Origin of the sequence: Leucobacter sp. cx-42 (assembly GCF_014529985.1) — a bacterium.
Taxonomy (GTDB): Bacteria; Actinomycetota; Actinomycetes; order Actinomycetales; family Microbacteriaceae; genus Leucobacter.
The window spans coordinates 468,351-488,818 of record NZ_JACVMU010000001.1 but is presented as its reverse complement, the minus strand read 5'-3'; the positions used below and the strand labels follow the sequence as shown (position 1 = coordinate 488,818).

The 20,468-nt window shown below is 63.4% G+C and carries 24 protein-coding genes; 16 read left to right on the top strand and 8 right to left on the bottom strand.

The features are described from left to right. Positions 1–43: 43 nt before the first annotated feature. Positions 44–700, top strand: coding sequence for an amino acid ABC transporter permease (locus tag ICM05_RS02175; protein WP_188022900.1), 657 nt, complete (start codon positions 44–46; stop codon positions 698–700). Then, positions 697–1,611 carry an amino acid ABC transporter permease gene (locus ICM05_RS02170; protein WP_188022899.1) on the top strand — a complete coding sequence of 305 codons (915 nt, stop codon included), beginning with the start codon at positions 697–699 and terminating at the stop codon, positions 1,609–1,611. Before ICM05_RS02175 ends, ICM05_RS02170 begins: the two co-directional genes overlap by 4 nt. A gap of 87 nt (positions 1,612–1,698) precedes the next feature. Here the strand turns inward: ICM05_RS02170 and greA are convergent, their stop codons facing one another. Beyond that, a complete protein-coding gene (gene greA, locus ICM05_RS02165; RefSeq protein ID WP_188022898.1) occupies positions 1,699–2,184 on the bottom strand; it encodes a transcription elongation factor GreA in 486 nt (161 codons plus the stop codon). A 150-nt stretch (positions 2,185–2,334) separates the two neighbouring features. Here greA and ICM05_RS02160 point away from each other — a divergent pair, with 150 nt between their 5' ends. Then, positions 2,335–2,982: a hypothetical protein gene (locus tag ICM05_RS02160; protein WP_188022897.1), complete on the top strand. Its 648-nt coding sequence runs from the start codon at positions 2,335–2,337 to the stop codon at positions 2,980–2,982. 9 nt (positions 2,983–2,991) lie between these two features. Here the strand turns inward: ICM05_RS02160 and ICM05_RS02155 are convergent, their stop codons facing one another. Further along, positions 2,992–3,396, bottom strand: coding sequence for a DUF4307 domain-containing protein (locus tag ICM05_RS02155; RefSeq protein WP_188022896.1), 405 nt, complete (start codon positions 3,394–3,396; stop codon positions 2,992–2,994). 93 nt (positions 3,397–3,489) lie between these two features. Here ICM05_RS02155 and mca point away from each other — a divergent pair, with 93 nt between their 5' ends. From mca to recQ, 3 genes are read left to right on the top strand one after another with little or no spacing between them, the layout of a single operon-like run. Continuing rightward, positions 3,490–4,356, top strand: a complete 867-nt coding sequence (mca, locus tag ICM05_RS02150) for a mycothiol conjugate amidase Mca (protein ID WP_188022895.1) — start codon at positions 3,490–3,492, stop codon at positions 4,354–4,356. After that, positions 4,353–4,619 carry a hypothetical protein gene (locus ICM05_RS02145; protein ID WP_188022894.1) on the top strand — a complete coding sequence of 89 codons (267 nt, stop codon included), beginning with the start codon at positions 4,353–4,355 and terminating at the stop codon, positions 4,617–4,619. The genes mca and ICM05_RS02145 overlap by 4 nt, the downstream gene beginning before the upstream one ends. A gap of 8 nt (positions 4,620–4,627) precedes the next feature. After that, entirely contained in the window at positions 4,628–6,535 is a 1,908-nt protein-coding gene (recQ, locus tag ICM05_RS02140; RefSeq protein ID WP_188022893.1) for a DNA helicase RecQ, read from the top strand. A gap of 12 nt (positions 6,536–6,547) precedes the next feature. On the opposite strand, the gene ICM05_RS02135 is transcribed toward recQ, so the two are convergent. Beyond that, positions 6,548–7,351, bottom strand: coding sequence for a hemolysin III family protein (locus ICM05_RS02135; protein WP_188022892.1), 804 nt, complete (start codon positions 7,349–7,351; stop codon positions 6,548–6,550). Positions 7,352–7,462: 111 nt separating this feature from the next. Between ICM05_RS02135 and ICM05_RS02130 the strand changes: the two genes are divergently transcribed. Further along, positions 7,463–8,248 (top strand): isoprenyl transferase, encoded by a 786-nt coding sequence (locus ICM05_RS02130; protein ID WP_188022891.1) that lies wholly within the window; start codon positions 7,463–7,465, stop codon positions 8,246–8,248. Positions 8,249–8,275: 27 nt separating this feature from the next. Beyond that, entirely contained in the window at positions 8,276–9,571 is a 1,296-nt protein-coding gene (locus tag ICM05_RS02125) for an amidohydrolase family protein (RefSeq protein ID WP_188022890.1), read from the top strand. Here the strand turns inward: ICM05_RS02125 and ICM05_RS02120 are convergent. Continuing rightward, positions 9,568–9,858, bottom strand: a complete 291-nt coding sequence (locus ICM05_RS02120) for a hypothetical protein (RefSeq protein ID WP_188022889.1) — start codon at positions 9,856–9,858, stop codon at positions 9,568–9,570. The two genes, ICM05_RS02125 and ICM05_RS02120, sit on opposite strands and share 4 nt — an antisense overlap. Before the next feature lie 365 nt (positions 9,859–10,223). Between ICM05_RS02120 and ICM05_RS02115 the strand changes: the two genes are divergently transcribed. Beyond that, a complete protein-coding gene (locus ICM05_RS02115; protein ID WP_188022888.1) occupies positions 10,224–10,787 on the top strand; it encodes a purine-nucleoside phosphorylase in 564 nt (187 codons plus the stop codon). Positions 10,788–10,869: 82 nt separating this feature from the next. Here the strand turns inward: ICM05_RS02115 and nrdI are convergent, their stop codons facing one another. From nrdI to ppa, 4 genes are all read right to left on the bottom strand, one after another. Then, positions 10,870–11,310, bottom strand: coding sequence for a class Ib ribonucleoside-diphosphate reductase assembly flavoprotein NrdI (nrdI, locus tag ICM05_RS02110; protein WP_188022887.1), 441 nt, complete (start codon positions 11,308–11,310; stop codon positions 10,870–10,872). A gap of 61 nt (positions 11,311–11,371) precedes the next feature. Continuing rightward, complete coding sequence (locus tag ICM05_RS02105; RefSeq protein ID WP_188022886.1) at positions 11,372–12,037, bottom strand: hypothetical protein; 666 nt, start codon at positions 12,035–12,037, stop codon at positions 11,372–11,374. 87 nt (positions 12,038–12,124) lie between these two features. Next, the gene (locus tag ICM05_RS02100) at positions 12,125–12,865 is read right to left on the bottom strand and encodes a glucosamine-6-phosphate deaminase (protein ID WP_188022885.1); all 741 of its coding nucleotides are present in this window, start codon (positions 12,863–12,865) and stop codon (positions 12,125–12,127) included. Positions 12,866–13,021: 156 nt separating this feature from the next. Continuing rightward, complete coding sequence (gene ppa / locus ICM05_RS02095; RefSeq protein ID WP_188022884.1) at positions 13,022–13,516, bottom strand: inorganic diphosphatase; 495 nt, start codon at positions 13,514–13,516, stop codon at positions 13,022–13,024. A 103-nt stretch (positions 13,517–13,619) separates the two neighbouring features. Between ppa and tilS the strand changes: the two genes are divergently transcribed. The 7 genes from tilS to ICM05_RS02060 all read left to right on the top strand — a co-directional run bounded on the left by tilS (position 13,620) and on the right by ICM05_RS02060 (position 20,466). After that, complete coding sequence (gene tilS, locus ICM05_RS02090; protein ID WP_188022883.1) at positions 13,620–14,657, top strand: tRNA lysidine(34) synthetase TilS; 1,038 nt, start codon at positions 13,620–13,622, stop codon at positions 14,655–14,657. A gap of 38 nt (positions 14,658–14,695) precedes the next feature. Next, entirely contained in the window at positions 14,696–15,250 is a 555-nt protein-coding gene (gene hpt, locus ICM05_RS02085; RefSeq protein ID WP_188022882.1) for a hypoxanthine phosphoribosyltransferase, read from the top strand. Between the two features lie 214 nt (positions 15,251–15,464). After that, positions 15,465–17,519: an ATP-dependent zinc metalloprotease FtsH gene (gene ftsH, locus ICM05_RS02080; protein WP_188022881.1), complete on the top strand. Its 2,055-nt coding sequence runs from the start codon at positions 15,465–15,467 to the stop codon at positions 17,517–17,519. Between the two features lie 5 nt (positions 17,520–17,524). Further along, positions 17,525–18,109: a GTP cyclohydrolase I FolE gene (folE, locus tag ICM05_RS02075; protein ID WP_353055791.1), complete on the top strand. Its 585-nt coding sequence runs from the start codon at positions 17,525–17,527 to the stop codon at positions 18,107–18,109. Between the two features lie 2 nt (positions 18,110–18,111). Then, entirely contained in the window at positions 18,112–19,383 is a 1,272-nt protein-coding gene (gene folP / locus ICM05_RS02070; protein WP_251364431.1) for a dihydropteroate synthase, read from the top strand. Next, positions 19,380–19,928, top strand: a complete 549-nt coding sequence (folK, locus tag ICM05_RS02065; RefSeq protein WP_188022880.1) for a 2-amino-4-hydroxy-6-hydroxymethyldihydropteridine diphosphokinase — start codon at positions 19,380–19,382, stop codon at positions 19,926–19,928. Before folP ends, folK begins: the two co-directional genes overlap by 4 nt. Positions 19,929–19,938: 10 nt before the next feature. After that, complete coding sequence (locus ICM05_RS02060) at positions 19,939–20,466, top strand: DUF3180 domain-containing protein (RefSeq protein WP_188022879.1); 528 nt, start codon at positions 19,939–19,941, stop codon at positions 20,464–20,466. The last annotated feature ends 2 nt before the right edge of the window (positions 20,467–20,468 follow it).

The window sequence follows — 20,468 nt, the reverse complement described above, 5'->3', positions numbered from 1 at the left end:
CGGGCCTCGCCCCACACTCGACCTGTTTGAGAGAGGACGACCCATGGACGTCATCTTCGGCAACCTCGATCTCTGGGGTACCGCAACGAAGAACACCCTCATTGTGTTCTTTGGTGGTGGCATCATCGCGCTCATCCTCGGAAGCGTCATCGGAGCCATGCGGGTATCGCCGGTACCGATTGCCCGTGGGGTCGGCGCTGCGTACGTCAACATCATTCGAAATACGCCGCTGACCCTGGTGTTTTTCTTCTTCGTGCTCGGGTATCCCGCGCTCGGACTTCCCAAGCTCAGCACGATCGTGTTGTGCGTCATCGCGATCGGCATGTACACGGCCACCTACGTCGCAGAGGTGCTGCGCGCGGGCATCTCGACGGTGCCGGTGGGGCAGGCCGAAGCCGCACGCGCCATTGGCCTCCCGTTCGGTCAGGTCATGACGCTCGTGGTTCTTCCGCAAGCGTTCCGCTCGGTTGTGCCGCCAATGATGAGCGTGTTTATCGCGCTGCTGAAGAACACGACGATCGCGGCCGGATTCTCGGTCGCAGAACTTGCCGCGTTGCGCGCAACGATCAACGATGCGGCGGATCGCCCGGGCAGCCCCATGGAAGTCCTCCTGTGGGTTGCCGCCGTGTTCGTGGTGCTCGTGTTCATCTTGAGCTTCATGCAAAACCGACTTGAGAAGAAGTGGAGGATCGCGCGATGACCGCAATCTTGTACGACGTCCCTGGCCCGAAAGCGGTGCGCCGCAACCGCGTGCTCGCGGTGGTCACGGTCGTGGTGGTCGTGGCGATCATCGGCGCCATCGTCTATCGCTTCGCACTGTCCGGTCAGTTCTCTGCCGCGAAATGGCAGGTCTTCACGTACACCACGGTGTGGGTGCAGATCGCGCAGGCGCTCGGGAAGACGCTTGCCGCGTTCGCCGCAGCAGCTGTGCTGAGTATGGTCTTCGGGTTTGTGCTCGCGATCGGCAGGCTCTCAGACCACGCCTGGGTGCGGCGGCCAGTGCTCGTCATCACTGAGGTCTGCCGAGCCGTGCCCGTGCTTGTCATGATGATGCTGCTCTACTACGGCCTGCCGAGCGTCGGCATCCGTATGGACCCGTACTGGGCGGTCGTGCTCGCACTCATGGTCTACAACGGATCGGTGATTGCAGAGACCATCCGTGCTGGTGTTGAAGCGCTTCCAAAGGGGCAAGCCGAGGCTGGGTATTCAATTGGTCTGCGCAAGAACGGCGTGATGCGGTTGATTCTCCTGCCGCAGGCGATCCGCGCCATGCTCCCGGTGCTTGTTGCGCAGCTGGTCGTCACGATGAAAGACACCGCGCTCGGCTTCATCATCACGTATCCCGAGCTGCTGTACTTGGCGAAACTCATGAGTAGCTCGCCTGGACGTCCGTTGCTGCAGTCGGCATTCGTGATCGGCGGCATCTACATCGTGCTCTGCATCATCCTGTCTGCGTGCGCGAGCCTCGTGGAACGTCGCATGCGGCAGTCTCACGCGCGCGTGACAGCCGGTGGCGCTGATGAACCCGATCCGCGTCAGCATGATCGCCCCGTGACTGAGGTGCTTGCGGTGCAGTACCTCGAGGACGAGCGCGATCGCGACCGTTCGTAGGGCGCGGATCACCCCGCACCAAACACGAGAGACGCCCCGGTGGCTGCCAGTTGGCAACTCCCGAGGCGTCTCTGCGTGTGCGGGGGATTAGCCCTGGTAAGTCTCGACTGCGAGCACCTTCACGGGAATCTGGTTGCCGTTGGGTGCAGCGTAGCTGACCTCGTCGCCAACCTTCAGGCCAAGGATGGCCTTGCCGAGGGGGCTCTCAGCGCTGTACACGTCGAGGTCAGAACCATCAGCGAGCTCGCGGCTGCCAAGCAGGAAGCGAGTCTCGTCGCCGAAGATCTCAGCGGTGATGATGGTGCCGATCTCAACGATGCCCTGCGCCTTGGGCGCCTCGCCGACGACGACGGTCTTGAGGAGTGCTTCGATGTCGCGGATGCGCGCTTCCATCTTGCCCTGCTCGTCTTTCGCAGCGTGGTAGCCGCCGTTCTCCTTGAGGTCGCCCTCTTCGCGCGCAGCTTCGATGCGTGCTGCGATATCCTTGCGGCCGGGGCCCGACAGTTCGTCGAGCTCTGCCTGCAGTCGGTCAAATGCCTCCTGGGTCAGCCAGGTCTGCGTGGGGTCTGCCATGTGATGGGCTCCATTTTCGTGGGGAGTTGTGCCCGCTAAATGCGGGAGCGCGCCCGGTCTGCGAATTTCGCAGTGGACGCGCGGCATGCTCGGGGATGGTTACCCGGGCTCCAACCAGGGTATCAGCGAGCGCCGATAAGGTGGGAAGTAATGTCCATGAAGCTTGCGATTGCCGATCACGCCACCCGAGATGACCTTCGAATTTTCCTCGAACGTCTCCAAAAAGCAGGGGAGAGCGAAGTGCGGATCACCACACGTGATGCCGTGCTCGCTGTCTACGGGTGCACCCAAGCGCCGTCGACCCTGCTCGATTCGTCGCCCGTTGTGCTCGTCATGCGGGCCTTCGCGCTGAAAGAAGCGCCGGAGGCTCCCGTTGACGTCGTCGTGCAAGGCCGTGCGTTGCTCGACAGAATCGCGCACATGGGCATGCTCGGCTTGAGCCTCGATGTGCCCGACGTGACCGCAATGGCCGCGTGGACCGGCGTGCTGCCGCCCACCGCGGGCTGGGAACCGGTGTGCGCAATCGACGCGCAGTCGCTCGCGACAGTCGCGGAGCAGGGCATCGAGCGCGTCAATGCTGCATTGCCAGAGTCACCGGGTGAAGCGGTCGTGCAGCAGGTGCGCCGCTCGGTGTGGGGCGCGGAGATCGCGCCTGGTCTGCCGGCAGCCGCAGCGTTCGCCGCAGAAACCATGGGCTTCCTGCGCGACGAAGAGACGCTTCGCGTCGTGAAGTCGCGCACGTGGACCCGCATGTCAGGCTCTCGCGGGCACGTGTTGATTCGTACCTCTGCGCTGTAGCGCGCCGCGCTACTTCGCGTCGAAGACCCAGCACTCGTGCGCGGCAGCGGAGACGGCGGGCCCGGTCGTCTTGATCGTTGCCGTGACCTTGTGGTTAGTTGCCTGACCAGTGGGGACCTCAATGATCTGCCAACCGACGGTTGCCTTGGCTCGGTTGAGCGCCTCAACCGAGCAAGCGACCTTGGCGTCGGCAGGTGCGGTAACCGAGAAACGCGCTGAAGCGGTCTGGTCATCGATGATGTCCATGCCGATGTTCTGCATGTTCACCTGGTTGTTCTGCTGCCAACCGCCGAAGAGCACCACGGCGAGACCCGCGAGAATTGCAATGACTGCGATGGTCCAACCGACTCGGCGATCGATCCGCTTATTGCGGCCGGTGCCATAACGATCGGCGAGGGCGTCATGCGACGTCACGGGAACCTCCAGCTTGATAGATTTTGGTTGACTACAATGAGTCCAGTTGCCAGCGTAGCGGTCTCTCCCGGGAGAGACATGGAAGGGATGCGGATGACGCTCAGGCTTATCGCGGTGCATGCGCACCCTGACGACGAGTCAAGCAAGGGTGCAGCGACGTACGCGCACTACCTCGAACAGGGTGTAGAAGTGCTCATCGTGAGCTGTACTGGTGGTGAGCGCGGCGACGTGCTCAACGAGCTGGTTGCTCGCGATCCGCGCAGCCGTCGTGACCTCGCTGGCTTGCGCCGCGCCGAGATGGAGCGCGCGCAGGAAATCATCGGCTTCGAGCACAAGTGGCTCGGCTACGAAGATTCGGGCCTGCCCGAGTCGGGCGATCCGCTGCCCGAAAACTGCTTCGCAAAGGTCCCCACCGAGATTTCGGCGGAGGTACTGGTGAGCATCGTGCGTGACTTCAAGCCGCACGTCATGATCACCTACAACGAGCAGGGTGGCTACCCGCACCCCGATCACATTCGCTGCCACGAGATCAGCAAGATTGCGTGGGATCTCTCCGGTGACGCAGAGTCGTTCCCCGAGGCAGGCGAGCCGTGGACGATCAAGAAGATGTACTACGAAGAGATCTTCAACTCAGAGCGCGTCAACGCCGTGTACGACTGGCTTGAGGCGCACGATCCTGAGTCGGAGCTGCTGCCGCAGTTCCGCGAGCTGCGTGAGTGGATGAGCAAGCGCGGCTACTCCGGTACCGCGAAGGTCGACGTGAGCCGCTTCTTCGAGAAGCGCGATGAGGCGCTCCGCGCACACGCGAGCCAGGTCGCCCCCGACAGCAACTTCTTCTTCTGGCCGAACGACCTGCAGCGTCAGGCGTGGCCGTTCGAGGACTACCGCCTCGCTGCATCACGCGTGATGACGAGCGAATTTGAGACTGATCTGTTCCAAGGAATTGAGGAGAACGCGTGAGCATCTACGCACTGACCACCTGGGCGCTTGAGAGCGAGCCGGAGTTCGACGCGAACGCGGTTTCGCCCGGCGTTGAGGGCTTTATCTTCACGGCGGTCTTCGCGGCTGCGGTCATCGTGCTCGGCTTCCTGCTGGTGCGTCGCATTCGCCGCAGCCAGTACCGCCACGAGGTGCGCGAGGAAATCGCGAACGAGCTGGCTGAGGCTCAGCGCAACGATGAGGGCACCGCTCAGGCTGAGCCCGACGCGAAGCCGACCGCGTAACCCAACCCATGACTGACCTCGGGGTGCCCACCGGGCATGTTTCGGCGAGCCCCGAGGCAATGGCTCTGCAGTCGGTGACCCCGCAGTCGGTGCTGCGTGACGTCTTCGGCTACGAGGCGTTCCGTGGCGAGCAAGCGGAGATCATCGATCACGTCGTCGCTGGAGGCGATGCGGTCGTGCTCATGCCGACCGGCGGCGGTAAGTCGCTCTGCTACCAGATCCCTGCGCTCGTGCGTGAGGGCACCGGCGTCGTGCTCTCGCCGCTCGTTGCGCTTATGCACGATCAAGTGATGGCACTGCGCCTCGCTGGCGTGAACGCTGGCGCACTGAACTCTGCGATGTCGCCAGAGGAGCGTGCCGACGTCGAACGACAGTTCCTCGCGGGCACGCTTGAGGTGCTGTACATCGCGCCAGAGCGGCTTGCTGTGCCAGCGACCGTCGAGTTCTTGCAGCGCGGCAATATCTCGCTGTTCGCGATCGATGAGGCGCACTGTGTGTCGCAGTGGGGTCACGACTTCCGTCCTGACTACCTTCGTCTCGGCATGCTGGCCGAGGTCTGGCCAGATGTCCCGCGGATCGCCCTCACTGCAACAGCTACCCCCGCAACGCACCAGGAGCTCACTGAGCGCCTCCACCTGGGCAACGCTCGGCATTTCGTCTCGAGCTTCGACCGCCCGAACATCAAGTACCAGATCGCGTCAAAGCAGAACGCGCGTGCGCAGCTCATCTCGTTCGTGCGTGATAACCACTCCGGTGATGCCGGCATCGTCTATGCGCTGAGCCGGAAGAAGGTCGAGCAGACCGCGACGGCCCTGCGCCAGGCCGGTATTGATGCAATGCCGTACCACGCTGGTCTACCGGCCGAGCAGCGCTTGAATACGCAGCGCCGCTTCCTCAGCGAAGACGGCGTCGTAGTCGTTGCAACGATCGCGTTTGGCATGGGCATTGATAAGCCCGATGTACGCTTCGTTGCACACATTGACCTTCCCAAGTCCATCGAAGGCTACTACCAGGAGACGGGTCGTGCAGGCCGCGACGGCGCCCCTTCGGAAGCCTGGATGGCCTACGGCCTGCAGGACGTCGTCCAGCAACGCCAGATGATTGAGAACAACGACGGCGACCTTGCCACGAAGCTCAACCAGACCCAGCACCTCGGCCACATGCTCGCGCTCTGCGAGACGGTGACCTGCCGCCGCGGCTTCCTGCTGCGCTACTTTGGCGACACCTCGCGCCCGATCGACGAGAACTGTGGCAATTGTGACGTGTGTCTTGATCCGCCAAAGCTCTGGGACGCGACCATTCCCGCGCAGAAACTGCTGTCGACCGTGATCCGCATACAGCGCGAGCGTGGTCGCACGTTCGCGGCCGGTCAGCACATCGATGTACTGCGCGGTACCGCTTCTGAGCGCGTGACCCAGCTGAAGCTCGACGAGATTTCGACGTGGGGGATCGGCAAAGACCTCTCCGTCGCGCAGTGGCGCGGGGTCGTGCGACACCTCATTGCGGCCGGCATCGTCGAGTCCCGCGGTGAGTGGGGCGTGCTGTACCCCACGGAAGACGCCATCGCCGTTCAGCGCGGTGAACGCACCGTCATGATGCGCGAGGAAGTGCTTGCGCGTGCGGCCTCGTCAGGCTCGTCACGTGGTGGATCCGGCGGCACCGCGAAACGATCCGCCGCGGCCGCCGAACTCGATCCCGAGCAGACCGAGGTCTTCGAACGCCTGCGCATCTGGCGGGCTGGCGAGGCGAAGGAGCAGGGCGTGCCAGGCTACGTGGTCTTCGGCGACGCGACCCTTGCTGCGCTCGCGAAGCACCAGCCGCAGGACGACGTCGGACTGCTCGCGATCTCTGGCATCGGCGAGGTCAAGCTTGAACGCTACGGCGCAGCCGTGCTGCAGGTGATCGGCGGGCGCTAGGCCGGCTGTCCGCTACCGCAGATAGAACGGATCGAGCGCGAGCAACAGCGCCGAGGTCCAGTGGCACATGAACGCAAGCACCGTCAGCGTGTGGAAGATCTCGTGGAAGCCGAAGACGCCTGGCACCGGGTTCGGGCGCTTGAGGGCGTAGACGACCGATCCTGCTGAGTAGAGCAGGCCACCGGCGACGACAAGAATCATTGCGGCAGGGCTCGCGCGGTAGATGTCGCCGAGGTACATGACAGCGACCCAGCCGAGCGCGAGATAGAGCGGCACGTAGAGCCAGCGCGGGGCGTTGATCCAGAAGACGCGGAAGCCGATGCCGAGCAAGGCCCCAGCCCAGATGACGCACAGCAGAATCACGCCGGTGTCCAGCGGGAGCGCGAGGAGCGCGATTGGCGTGTACGTGCCCGCGATGAGGAGGAAGATGTTCGCGTGGTCGAGGCGGCGGAAGAGCTGCTTCGTCGAATCCTTCCAGTTGATGCGGTGATAGAGCGCGGAGACACCGAAGAGCAGCGCGCTCGACAGCAGGTAGACAGCCGCAGCCCACTTGGCGACGGGGCCGTGCGCGAGCGCGATCAGCACGATGCCCGCCGCGACCGCGATGGGGAACGTCCCGGCGTGGATCCAGCCGCGCCACGCTGGCTTCGGCTGGCCGTGCACGTCGAGGGCGACTGGCTTGTGCGCGGAATGCTCGAGCGCTTCGGTCAGGAGCGGGAGCGAGAGCTTGTCAGGCTCTGGGAACCGGCGCTCTTCGTGATCAGGCACGCCAGAATCGTCGTCGGGCTGCTGGTTCGAGGCGCCTGAAGTGGTCATGTGATGAGTGTAAGTTCTCTACAGTTTTCAACGGGCATATATGTTGACGATCACCAGCCAATCCTCAGCTCAGCCGGGCTTGTCCAGGAAGCAGACAGATAGACTTTGCCTGTGACGAAAACTCCATCTGAGCCGCGTACCGGGCTGCTGTACCGCATTTATCAGCGGCGGCTCCGGCGCGAGATTGACGTGGCGCGTGTGCCAAAGCACGTCGCGGTCATCGTCGACGGCAATCGTCGCTGGGCAAAGCTGCGCCTGCAAGAGCGCGCGGCGTTCGGCCACCGCGCTGGCGCGCGCAAGATTCCTGAGTTCCTTGGCTGGTGCGAAGAGTCAGGTATTGAGGTCGTCACCCTGTACTTACTGTCGGCTGACAACCTGAAGGGGCGCGACAACGTCGAGCTCGATGACCTTTTCGGTATCATCGCAGAGCTCGCGACACTGCTCTCCGAGCATCCCGGCTGGAAGGTGCAGCACGTCGGCGCGAGCGAGGGGCTCGCGCCCGAGCTCGCCGAAGCGCTCGTTGCGGCCGAAAAGCGCACAAAGGACCGCACCGGCCTGCACATCAACCTCGCGGTCGGCTACGGCGGCCGCAGCGAGATCGCTGCGGCAATGCGCAGTGTGATCGCTGAGCACGAGGCCGCTGGCGGCTCAATCGATACGCTCGGCGAACGCCTCACCCCAGAGCTCATTGGAGAGCACCTGTGGACGAGTGGCCAGCCCGACCCCGACCTCGTGATTCGTACGTCGGGCGAACAGCGTCTCTCTGACTTCATGATTTGGCAGGCCGCGCACTCGGAGTTCTACTTCGTCGACGCACTGTATCCCGACCTGCGTGAGGTCGACTTCCTCCGTGCGCTCCGAGATTACTCGGCCCGTAACCGTCGCATGGGTGCGTAGATCTCCCCACCCCGCTAGCCTGGCGGTATGACTGAGCACACGGTTATTCGCGCCGCCGCAATGTTGACGCCAGCAGGCGTACTCACTGACGCAGAAATCGCGTGGGACGCTGCCGGGCGGATCACCTACGCCGGCCCCGCTCGCACCGAATCGGTGCCCGACCGCGTGCTCGCTGAGCAGCTCCTTATGCCGGGACTCACGAACGGTCACACGCACTCCGCGATGACCCTCATGCGCGGCATCTCGGATGACGACGGCTTCATGCCGTGGCTTGATGCGGTGCAGGCCGCTGAGCAGCAGCTCACGCCGGAGGACATCGCCGCAGGCCTCGACCTCGCCCTCATCGAGATGATTGAGACGGGCACCACCGCGTTTGCCGACCTGTATACCTGGGACGCCGCACTCATCGAACGCGTGCGCACTTCTGGCATGCGGGTGTTCGCCTCGCTCGCGGCAACCGCGTTCGAGCAGGCACCCTTCCCGAACGTGTCGCAGCAGACCGGCCGTGAGATTCTTGCGGCGACCGTCGCCTTGGCCGAGCAATACGGCGCGGATCCGCAGGTGCGCATCGGCTTCGGGCCACACGCGCCGTACTCGTGCACCCCGGAATTTTTGCGCGAGGTGCGCGACCTTGCCGTGCAGCATGGCGTACCCGTGCACACGCACATTGCCGAGTCGGTCGCAGAGGTCGAAACGATTCGAGCGGCGTACGATGCGACGCCCGTGGAATTTCTTGCCGGGCTCGGATTCTTCGATGCAGACGTGCACGCCGCGCACTGCGTGCAGCTCGCGGTGGGGGAGCCCGCAGCGCTCGCGGCCGCCGGCGTCTCTGTGAGTCACAACCCGGTGTCGAACCTCAAGCTTGGCTGCGGCATCGCGCCATTCGCCGACCTGATTGCCGCAGGTGTGCAGCTCGCGCTCGGCACCGACTCGGTGGCGAGCAACAACTCGCTCGACCTGTTTGAGGAGATCAAGCTCGCGGCCTTGCTGCCGCGGCGAGAGCCTGGACAGACGGTGACTGCCGCGCAGGCGTTGCACGCAGCGACGGCTGGGGGATCCGCCGCCATTGGATTCCCCGATGCCGGTGCCCTGGAAGCAGGCAAGTACGCAGATCTCATTGCGATCGATCTCGGAGCCACTGCGGCGGCCCCCATCAGCGCGAGCGATGCGACGGCATTCCTCGGCTACGGAGCCACCGGGGCAGACGTGCGTGAGGTCTGGGTCGCTGGCCGTCACCTCTATACAAACGGAAAGCACCTCACACTGAATAAGCGTGAGGTGCTTGAGCGCGCCAGAGCGGCGCGTGAACGTCTAATCGGTTAAGCGGCGATCGCGAGGTCGCGGCGCGTCAGCGAGATGCGTGCGCCCTCGCCAAGCGGCTCTACGTCGACGTCCCAGCCTGCGCGCGAAATCGTCGCCAGGTCGGTACGTGCCTCATCGAGGTCTGCAGTTTCTACGATGTAGAGGGTGCGGCCCTCGGCGCGATACACCGATCGCTTTTCAGCCCACGCGGGAATCTGGACGACGCCTGCCTTGGTGTCCTGATCAAGCGCGTGGTACGGCGTACGTGCGATTCGCTGCGAAGCAGAAATGTTCTTGAAGGTGTGCATGAGAAGTCCTTTCTTCTTGTGCAATTGGGTTCGTGTAATTACGGAGAGCCGGTGTGCGGATATGCCGCAGGTTGGTTCGCCGAAACCGAGCCGGATGCTCGGTGGAGTCGAAAGTCAGGAGCCTGGAGAACGAGAGCGCGTGGGCCCGGGAGGCGGACCAGTCTCAGTTCGAGAAAATGTGCGAAAGCAGCGATTTCGAGTTGTAGGCGACTTCTGTAAGAGAAGAAGTCTGTGGAAGAATTCGAGCTGCGAAACGCAAACTCCGACTTAGCCTGTAAGAATAGAACAGGTACTCGATGTGTGTCAAGCAAAAACTTTGCACGAAGCGCACTTCGAGGCAGACTTTCAACTTAGAGGAGCTCCCCATGGCAGCACAGAACACCCTGCTCGTCTTCGCCCACAGTGATGAAGCAGCAGCGTTTGAAGACGTCCCGCACCTCGTCACCGGCGTTGGCAAGATCAACGCGGCAGTGGGCCTTGCAGACGTGCTCGCAGAGGGCACCATCGACCGGGTCGTCGTACTCGGTACTGCGGGTGTCGTGGGTGACGGTGACGACCGCCTCGACCTTGACACCATCTACCAGGTGACCGGTTTCGTGCAGCACGACTTCGAGCTTGCGTCGCCCACGATCGAGTCTGACGCTGACGTGCTGGTTCCCGCAGAACACACCACGGTCATGGCAACCGGCGATCAGTTCGTGAGTGACGACACCCAGCGTGCAACGATCTCGGGTCTCGGCGCGAAGCTGTGTGACATGGAGGGCTACGCCTACGCCGCAATGTGCGAGCGTTTCAACGTGCCGCTGCAGGTATTCAAGGTGCCTTCAGACTTCGCAGACAGCTCGACGACGCAGGACGAGTGGGACCAGATCGTCTTCCACAAGAGCGAGCAGCTGCGGGCATTCTGGAACGAGCACTTCGCAGCGTAAACACTGAGCCGCGGCGGCGGGTGGGCGCGTCGACACATCGATGCGGAGTCGCGCTCCCCGCACCGGCTATTCGGCTATCCGACTATTCGGCGGCTGCGAACGGCGGCACGAGCCCGAGCTCTGCGATGCGCCGCTCGACGAACTCTGGAATGCCCTTCTGCACCGTCTCGACGTCTTCGGGGGTACCGAAAATCTCGAAGCGATAGAGCAGCGGAATCTGCAGCTTGTTCGAGATGATGTCACCTGCGATGCCAAAGGCCTCGCCAAAGTTGGTGTTGCCCGCACCGATGACGCCGATGACGAGGTCACGATTTTCCTTGATGTTCAGGAACTCGATGACTTGCTTTGGCACGGCCTTCGTTGCTGGGCCGGCACCGTACGTTGGCACGATGAGTACCGACGGCTCGGTGATGTGCAGCATCCCCTCAACGCGGGGGCGGATCGGGATACGACGCGCAGAAATGCCAAGCTTTTCAACGAACCGGTGGGTGTATCCGCTCACCGACGAAAAGTAGACAATCATGCTGCTCCTGACCTCGTGTGTCCCATCAGCCTAGCCCCGGAACTTGGAAGCCCCGGGTGCGTCAGCGGCTTGCCGCACTATCTTCGTCATGCACCCGAATCTGACGTTGTAGTTCGTCGACAAGTGCCGCGAAACGACCGTTGCTTTCCGCGATCGCTGCGCGGAGCTGTGCAGTGTTTTCTGCGGTCGGACTCGTCTCCTGTGAGATTGCGCAGTCGCGCACAAGGTCGAGCTGAATCGCAATTTGCGCGACGTGCAACAGCACCGGATCGTCGTCGCTATTGGTGGCAAGAAACTCTGCCCACGAGCTCAGTGCTCGCGAGAGATCCTGGCGGTCACGCAATGCCTGGGTGCGTAGAGCTTCAAGCTCTTCGTGGGTGGGCTGATCCGCCCCATCTCGCGTGGCGAGGGTGAGTGAGCGCGCGACCACGATGCCGCGCGAAAGCTCACTGCGCTGCTCATCTGCGATGGCGTGCAGAAACTCCGTGAGCGCAAGTCGATTCACCGGAGCCCACCGGCGTGCGTTGGCGCGCGCGAGGGTGCTGCGCAAGACGAACGCCGTCAGCAGGAACGTGATGAGACCACCGACGATGCCCGAGAGCACGACGACCTCGCTCCAGAGCCCGGTGCGGACGTCGATCCACAGCACCACGAGGCACGCGATGACCGCGAGCGCCGAGAATATGTTTTGGCGGATCACCTGACGTCGTGCCGTCTGTCGCGTCATCAGTCACTCCCTTGAAAAGACGAACCCCTCGCAGGCCACCATATACGGGGCGTGCGAGGGGACGACGGAAGCTGGAGCGGCGGGGTGTTACGCGCCGATGAGTTCAGCCGGCAGCTGCGAGGCTGCCGCGGTATCGAGGCACCAGATCACGTTCGGGTGACGCTGCAGGATGCTCGCGGGCATGTCGGTCGTGACCTCGCCGGTGATTGCCGCGGCAACGGCCGCAGCCTTCGACTCACCGGTGGCGATGACGAGCGCGATGCGCGAATCGAGAATCGTGCCGAGGCCTTGAGTGATCGCCTCAGTCGGTACCTCTTCAACGGAATCGAAGAAGCGAGCGTTGTCTTCGATGGTCTCAGGGGTGAGGCTGATGCGGTGCGTGCGCGAGTCGAACGCGGTGCCTGGCTCGTTGAAGCCGAGGTGACCGTTGCGGCCGATGCCGAGGATCTGCAGGTCAATGCCACCCGCTGCCTTGATCGCGTTGTCGTATTCAGCCGCGTCTGCGTCAGTGGCTGACGACGGGGGAACCCGCACGAACTCTGGCGTGAGGCCGACGGGAATGACGACCTCGTTGGTGATCACCGAGCGGTAGCTCTCGGGGTGTTCAGGTGAGATGCCTGCGTACTCGTCGAGGGCGAAGCCACGAACCTGGGAGACGTCGAGCTTCGACTCTGCGACCGATGCAGCCCACGCGCGGTACAGCGGGAGGGGAGTGGAACCGGTGGCAAGGCCGATGACCGCCTGCGAGTTGCGTTCGATCGCTGCGACGACGTGCGACGCTGCGAGCGCACCAAGCTCCTGCGGATCTGCGATGACGTGAATCTCCATATGGAAACGAGGTCCTCTCCTGTGTGAACTTCACACGAATTGCTGCGTAAAGCTTATGGGAAATGATGGGGTTGCAAGCCGTATGCGCGCTGATAACCCGAGATAAAACGCAAGAACCCGGAGGCGGGAAGCCTCCGGGTTCTTGGCTGGCTGGACTTAGTGGCCCTCTGCCTGCAGGCGCTCCTGCGCCTCGATGATGAGCTTCTCAGCGTCTGCTGCCGAGCCCCACGCGTCAACCTTGACCCACTTGTTGGGCTCAAGATCCTTGTAGTGCTCGAAGAAGTGCTCGATCTCCTTGCGGGTGTACTCAGGGATGTCAGCGACGTCCTGAATGTGTGCCCAGCGGGGATCCTTGACCTGAACTGCGATGACCTTGTCGTCGCCGCCAGCCTCGTCGCTCATCTTGAGGACGCCAACGGGGCGAACCTTGATGCCAACGCCGGGAAAGACCGGGTAGTCGAGCAGCACGAGAACGTCGAGCGGATCGCCGTCTTCGCCAAGGGTCTCCTCGAAGAAACCGTAGTCGGTGGGGTAGACGAAGCCGGTGTAGAGCACGCGGTCGAGGTATACCCGGCCAGTCTCGTGATCTACCTCGTACTTGTTACGGCTTCCCTTGGGAATCTCGATGACTGCGTCGAATCCGGCGGCCATGGGCGCTCCTTCAGACTGGTCTGGGCGGTAACCCGCCGTGATGTGCAAATGTGCAAAAGCGTTCCAATCGTACCCGACGTCACGTGCGAGTACCGTAGGAATCATGCTTCGACTTGTGCGTTCTGCCGCTGGGATGCGGATCCGTGCCGCGATCCGCCCCGTCCTGCGCGCGCACGCAGACGCGACATTCATCGTCGCGCTGTCGGGCGGAGCAGACTCACTTGCGCTCCTGGTTGCGTGCGCAGAGGAGGCCGCCTCGGCGGCATTCCGGGGGAGTGGGGTGCGGATCCGCGCCGCCGTCATCGACCACGGTCTGCAGGCGGGATCCGCCGAAATCGCCGAGCGCGCAGCCGCGCACGCCCGTGACTACGGCATCCCGGTCGACGTGCGCCGGATCGAGGTGCCCACCGCACCAGGATCGGGCGGCACTGAGGCGGCCGCGCGATCCGCCCGGTATGACGCGCTTGCTGCGATCGCCACGGAGCGCTCCGCGACTGTCGTACTCACCGCGCACACCCGCGATGACCAGGCCGAGCAGGTGTTGCTCGCGCTGGCTCGCGGTTCTGGGACGCGCTCGCTCGCGGGTATCCCTGCCGAACGCGAGCTCGCGCCCGGGGTACGGATCGTTCGTCCGCTGCTCACCGAGGCAGCGGGGATCACGCGCGCCGACACCGTTGCATCGTGCGCGGATCACGAGCTCGAGCCGTGGCAGGATCCGCACAACAGTGACACCGTGTTTACCCGCGTGCGTGCGCGCCGGGTCGCGCTTCCCGTGCTTGAGCGCGAGCTTGGTCCTGGCGTTGCCGCTGCGTTCGCGCGCACGGCCGACATCGCCCGCGAGGACGCCGATGCGCTCGACGCGCTCGCGACTGCATCGCTTGCTTCGATCGTGGCTGGCCGCGCTGCCGACATGCCCGCTGACGAACTGCCGATCTCGGCATTGGCGGATCTCCTTCCCGCCGTGCGTAACCGCGTCATTCGCGGATTTGCCGCGGCGCTGTGTGGTGCGCAACTCACGCGGGAGCACACGCAGCACATCGTTTCGCTCGTCACTGACTGGCGCGGACAGAGCGGCGTCAACGCTACGGGTGTCACGGTGCAGCGCGTAGCGGGCAGCCTCGTTTTCATGCCCCACGCCTGACCGTGCAAATGTCCAGCTCGGGCGAGTAATATATCCGCATGGATTCAAAGCAACTGGGTGACGATCTCACAACCGTTCTCCACACGGAAGCGGAGCTCCACCAGCGCCTCGCTGAAATGGCACGCGAAATTGAAGCAGACTACGGCGATGAGCCGCCGCTGCTCGTCGGCGTTCTCAAGGGAGCTGTCATGGTGATGGCAGACCTCGCACGCGAACTGCGCTTCCACGCGCAGATGGACTGGATGGCAGTCTCGTCATACGGCAAGAGCACGAAGTCGAGCGGTGTTGTGAAGATTCTCAAGGATCTTGACGCTGACATCACCGGTCGTGACGTCCTGATCGTTGAGGACATCATCGATTCTGGCCTCACCCTCGCATGGCTGAAGGAGAACCTCGAGAGCCGTGGTGCAAAGTCGGTGCGCATCTGCACCATGCTGCGCAAGCCCGAGGCACTCAAGGTCGAGGTCGACGTTGCGTACGTTGGGTACGACATTCCCGTCGAATTCGTCGTAGGCTACGGCCTCGACTACGCGGAGGACTACCGCAACCTGCGCGACGTCGCGATCCTCGCGCCGCACGTATACGAGGACTAAGTCCTTCCCTCACGCGAGGGCTCAGAACTCAGTAAGAGCGAGCGGGTAGTGGCCATTTGGTTGCTGCCCGCTCTGTTTTTCTCACATCCCGCACCCAGACTTGATCCGCCCTGAGCGGAAACGGCAACGAGATGGAGCCGACTGTCAGTGGTTCGGGATACGCTAAACGACGTGCCGAGACCCGCCGGCACAACGATCCCGGAAAGGCCCGGACTTGGCTAACGACGCAAACCAGGCACCCGCAAAGCGGAAGAACATCTTCCGCGGCCCGCTCGTCTATTTGATCCTTGCACCGCTCATCGTGCTGTTGGGCTGGTCGCTGCTCTCTGGCAGTGACACTCGCGAGGTGACGACCGATCGCGGTCTTGCGATGATCGCAGACGGCGCAGTGAAGAAGGCCGAGATCGTTGACGGCGATCAGCGCGTGAACTTGGAACTCACGAAGGCTGACAAGAAGACCGGCACCGAGAAGGTGTACTTCTACTACGTTGAGCCGCGCGGCGACGCAATTGTCAGCGCGATTGATGATGCCGCGCCGAAGGACGGCTTCACCGATAAAGTACCGAAGCCGAACCCGCTGTGGTCGTTGCTCGGCTTCTTGCTCCCGATGCTGCTGATTGGCCTGCTGCTGTGGTGGATGTTGTCGTCCATGCAGGGTGGCGGCCGCGGGGTCATGCAGTTCGGTAAGAACAAGGCAAAGCTCGTCTCAAAGGACACCCCGAAGGTCACCTTCGCTGATGTTGCTGGTGCAGACGAGGCCGTCGAAGAGCTCGACGAAATTAAAGACTTCCTCCAGGACGCAACTCGCTTCCAGGCTGTTGGTGCCAAGATTCCGAAGGGCGTGCTGCTCTACGGCCCTCCTGGCACCGGTAAGACGCTGCTTGCTCGCGCTGTCGCGGGTGAGGCTGGCGTTCCGTTCTACTCGATCTCGGGTTCTGACTTTGTTGAGATGTTCGTCGGCGTTGGCGCAAGCCGCGTGCGCGACCTCTTCAAGGAAGCAAAGGCGAACGCCCCCGCGATCATCTTCATCGATGAGATCGATGCGGTTGGTCAGCGCCGTGGCCAGGGAATGGGCGGCGGTCACGACGAGCGTGAGCAGACCCTGAACCAGCTGCTCGTTGAGATGGATGGCTTCGACCCCAAGGCGAACGTCATCATGATCGCGGCGACGAACCGTCCCGACATGCTCGACCCCGCGCTGCTCCGTCCCGGTCGTTTCGATCGCCAGGTCGGCGTAGATGCGCCCGACATGAAGGGCCGTCTGCAGATTCTGCAGGTGCACGCGAAGGGCAAGCCGCTCTCGAAGAACGTCGACCTCGACGTTGTTGCACGTAAAACACCTGGCTTCTCGGGCGCAGATCTTGCCAACGTGCTGAACGAGGCTGCGCTGCTCACCGCACGCTCGAACGCGCAGCTCATTGACGACCGTGCGCTTGACGAAGCGATCGACCGTGTGATTGCTGGTCCGCAGCGACGTACCCGCGTCATGAAAGATCAGGAAAAGCTCGTTACGGCGTACCACGAGGGCGGTCACGCGCTCGTTGCAGCCGCGATGAACCACACTGATCCGGTGACAAAGATCACCATCCTGCCCCGTGGTCGCGCGCTCGGCTACACGATGGTGATCCCGCTCGAAGACAAGTACTCGGTCTCGCGCAACGAATTGCAGGATCAGATTGCGTACGCGCTGGGCGGCCGTGTCGCGGAGGAGATCGTGTTCCACGATCCCACGACCGGTGCGGGCAACGACATTGAGAAGGCGACCTCGACCGCACGCAAGATGGTGACCGACTACGGCATGTCTGCAACGCTCGGCCCCATCAAGCTGGGGCAAGCGCAGCAGGGAGCGTTCCTCGGTGACTTCGGTCAGACCCGCGACTACTCCGAAGGTATCGCGGTCAAGATCGACAATGAGGTGCGCGACATTCTCGAACAGGCGCACAACGAGGCGTACGAGGTACTGAACCTCAACCGAGACATTCTCGACAACCTTGCGCGCGAGCTGCTCGAGAAGGAAACGCTCGACCACAACCAGATCGCAGAGATTTTCAAGGACGTCAAGAAGCTCCCCGAGCGTCCGGTGTGGCTGTCGCACGAGAACCGCCCGGTCTCTGAGCGTCCGCCAATCGAGGTGCCTGCCGCGCTCCGCACGGATGGCCCGCTTGCATCGGTTGAAGCGCAGGCAGCCACTGATGCTGATGCGGAAGCACCCGCAACAGACGGTACTGTCGTAGACGACACTTCAGCTGAGGTCAACGACAAGGACTAACTCCGGTGACTGCACCAATCGACAGAGCACGGATCGCGGCAGCAGTTCGAGAACTGCTCGCCGCGATCGGTGCTGACCCCGAAAGCCAAGAACTCGCAGCGACGCCGACCCGTGTGGCCGAGTCGTACGCCGAGTTCTTTTCGGGCGTCGGCGAAGACCCAGAACAATTTTTGACCGATGCCATCCCTGTCGAGGGTGGCATCGGTGAGATTGTCATCATGCGCGACATTGAGTTGCGCTCGATGTGTGAGCACCACCTGCTCCCGTTCCGCGGGCGAGCGCACGTGGCGTATCGGCCAGGCGCCAAGATCGTCGGTTTGAGCGCTCTGCCCAAGGTCGTTGGCTCGCTCGCGTCGCGCCCGCAGGTGCAGGAGCGGCTTGGCGAACAGATCGCGCAGGCTCTCGAGAACGGGCTCTCCCCAGAGGGCGTGCTCGTTGTCCTTGAAGCGCACCACGGCTGTGTGGCCGATCGTGGCGTGCGCGAATCAAACGCAGTGGCGATCACCGTTGCTGCACGTGGAACACTCGCGGAGCCTGCGGCCCGCGCAGAAGCAATCGCGCTCATCGCGCCTGGCCGTAAGGACTCGTAACCATGACCGAAGCGCTCATTATGGGGGTGCTGAATGTCACGCCCGATTCCTTTAGCGATGGTGGCTCGTACGTCGACCTCGAGACCGCAGTAGCGCGAGCTGACCTGCTCGTCGCGCAGGGTGCCGACATCATCGACGTTGGGGGCGAGTCCACCCGGCCCGGTTCCACGCGAGTAACGCCAGCCGAAGAACTTGAGCGCGTCATGCCCGTGATCCAGGCGCTCACCGCGCGTGGCTACTCGGTCTCAGTCGACACGCTGAACGCCTCGACCGCAGCAGCGGCTGTCTCCGTTGGCGTTGACTACATCAACGATGTCTCCGGCGGTCTCCATGACCCTGAGATGCTGGCGGTTGCTGCCCGCGCAAGCGAGCAGATGGACGTCACGTTCATCGCGGGGCACTGGCGTGGTATTCCCGACCCGAACCACAGCCGCTCCGACTACGACGACGTCGTGGCAGAGGTGCGGGAGGCGTTAGGCAGGTGCGCCCATAACGCGATCAATGCGGGTGTCGACCCTGAACACATCGTGCTCGACCCCGGGTTCGGGTTCGATAAGACGGGCGCACAGGCATGGGAGCTGCTCGCAAACCTGTCTGCGCTCACTGACCTCGGTTTCCCCGTACTCATCGGGACATCGCGTAAGCGAATGCTCGGCGAGGTGCTCGCTGAGGTGCCCGAGGCAGCTCATGACCTCGGACTCGCTCACGAACGTGACCTGACGACCGCTGTTTCCTCGGTGTTCGCTGCGCAAGCTGGGGCCTGGGGTGTGCGTGTGCACGACGTTGCTAGCTCAGCGCAGGCTCTCGCAGTGCTGCGGGCGTTTGCGGCGGCGCCGATCCGCCAAGCGGAGCCCGCAATGACGGCGGCCGAAGCGCAGCAGGCGGCCGTGGCGGCCAAGCCACTCGACCGCGTGACGCTCACCGGCCTTGAGGTGTTCGCACACCACGGTGTATTCGACTTTGAGCGTGAGCAGGGGCAGCGGTTCTTGATCGACGCTGACGTTGCGGTCGACCTGCGCGCTGCGGCGTCGGGTGATGACCTCGCGGCTACCGTGCACTACGGCGAGCTCGCCGAGGCGATTGTGGCGGCTGTTGAGAACGACCCGGTCGACCTCATTGAGACGGTCGCCGAGCGCGTCGCAGATGTCACTCTCGGCTTCGCGGGCGTGCACAGCGCTCGCATCACGGTGCACAAGCCGCAGGCTCCCATCGACGCGGTGTTTGCCGATGTCTCGGTGAGCGTGGAACGATTCGCGAAGGGTGTTGCACGTTGAACACTGGTGCCGATGCCGTCGCCCCCGTTGAGGTAGTGCTCGCCTTTGGTGCGAACCTGGGTGATCGCGGTGCGACGATCCGCGCCGCCCAGCGTGAGATTGCCGCGAGTGCAGAAATCTTGTCTTTCGAGGCCTCGCCACTGCGCGAAACGATCGCGATGACGCTGACCGGCCCGGACCCTGAAGCTCCGCGGTACATCAACGGTGTCGCTCGTCTCACGACCACGCTCGCGCCGCTCGCCCTGCTCGACCTCGTCCAGCGCATCGAGACCGCGCACGGTCGCGTGCGTGACGTGCGATGGGGCGATCGCACCCTCGACATTGATGTGATCACGTATGGCGACCAGGTGAGTGCTGATGAACGCTTGGAGGTGCCGCATCCGCGCGCGCACGTGCGCGACTTCGTGCTGTCACCGTGGGCACTGCTCGACGCGTCTGCTGTGATTCCAGGGCGCGGATCAGTCGCCGCCCTGCTCGCGCAGACCGGCGACACGACGTCGCCGCTTGATGAGACGATGACCGAGTCTCTGACTGAGGAGGCGTAAGGTGCGACCCATGCAACGGTTGAGCCAGCTGGCACTCTGGGCAGCGCTGAGTATCGGCGCAGCCATCGGTCTGTTCGTGCAGTTCTTCCTTGCCTCGCGAGGTCTCTCGCCACTGACGCCTCCGCTTTCGATGCCGCTGATGCTGGCATTGCTCGTGGCGCTCCTGCTGATTTTCGGGCTTCGCCTGCGGCAGCAGATCCGCCGGGGGACTGGTGCGGTCAATCCGTTCCAGGCCGTGCGCGTGCTTGCGTTGGCTCGTGCCGGACAGCTTGTCGGGTCAGCGTTTGCTGGCTTCGGTGTTGGCCTGCTGCTTTCGCTCATCGGCCGCACGGTCCCCGCATCCGTGTCTGTCTGGCTACCGATGGTGCTGACGCTCGTGGCCGGCCTCGCACTTGCGATCAGCGGTGTCATCATCGAGCGGATCTGTCAGATCCCGCCGGGCGACGACGCAGATGGCTCCGACGCTGGGTCCCTCGGACACAGTCCTGAGAACCCCGGAAGTGACCAGCCTGCCTTCCGTGACGGTGGTGCTGACTAAGG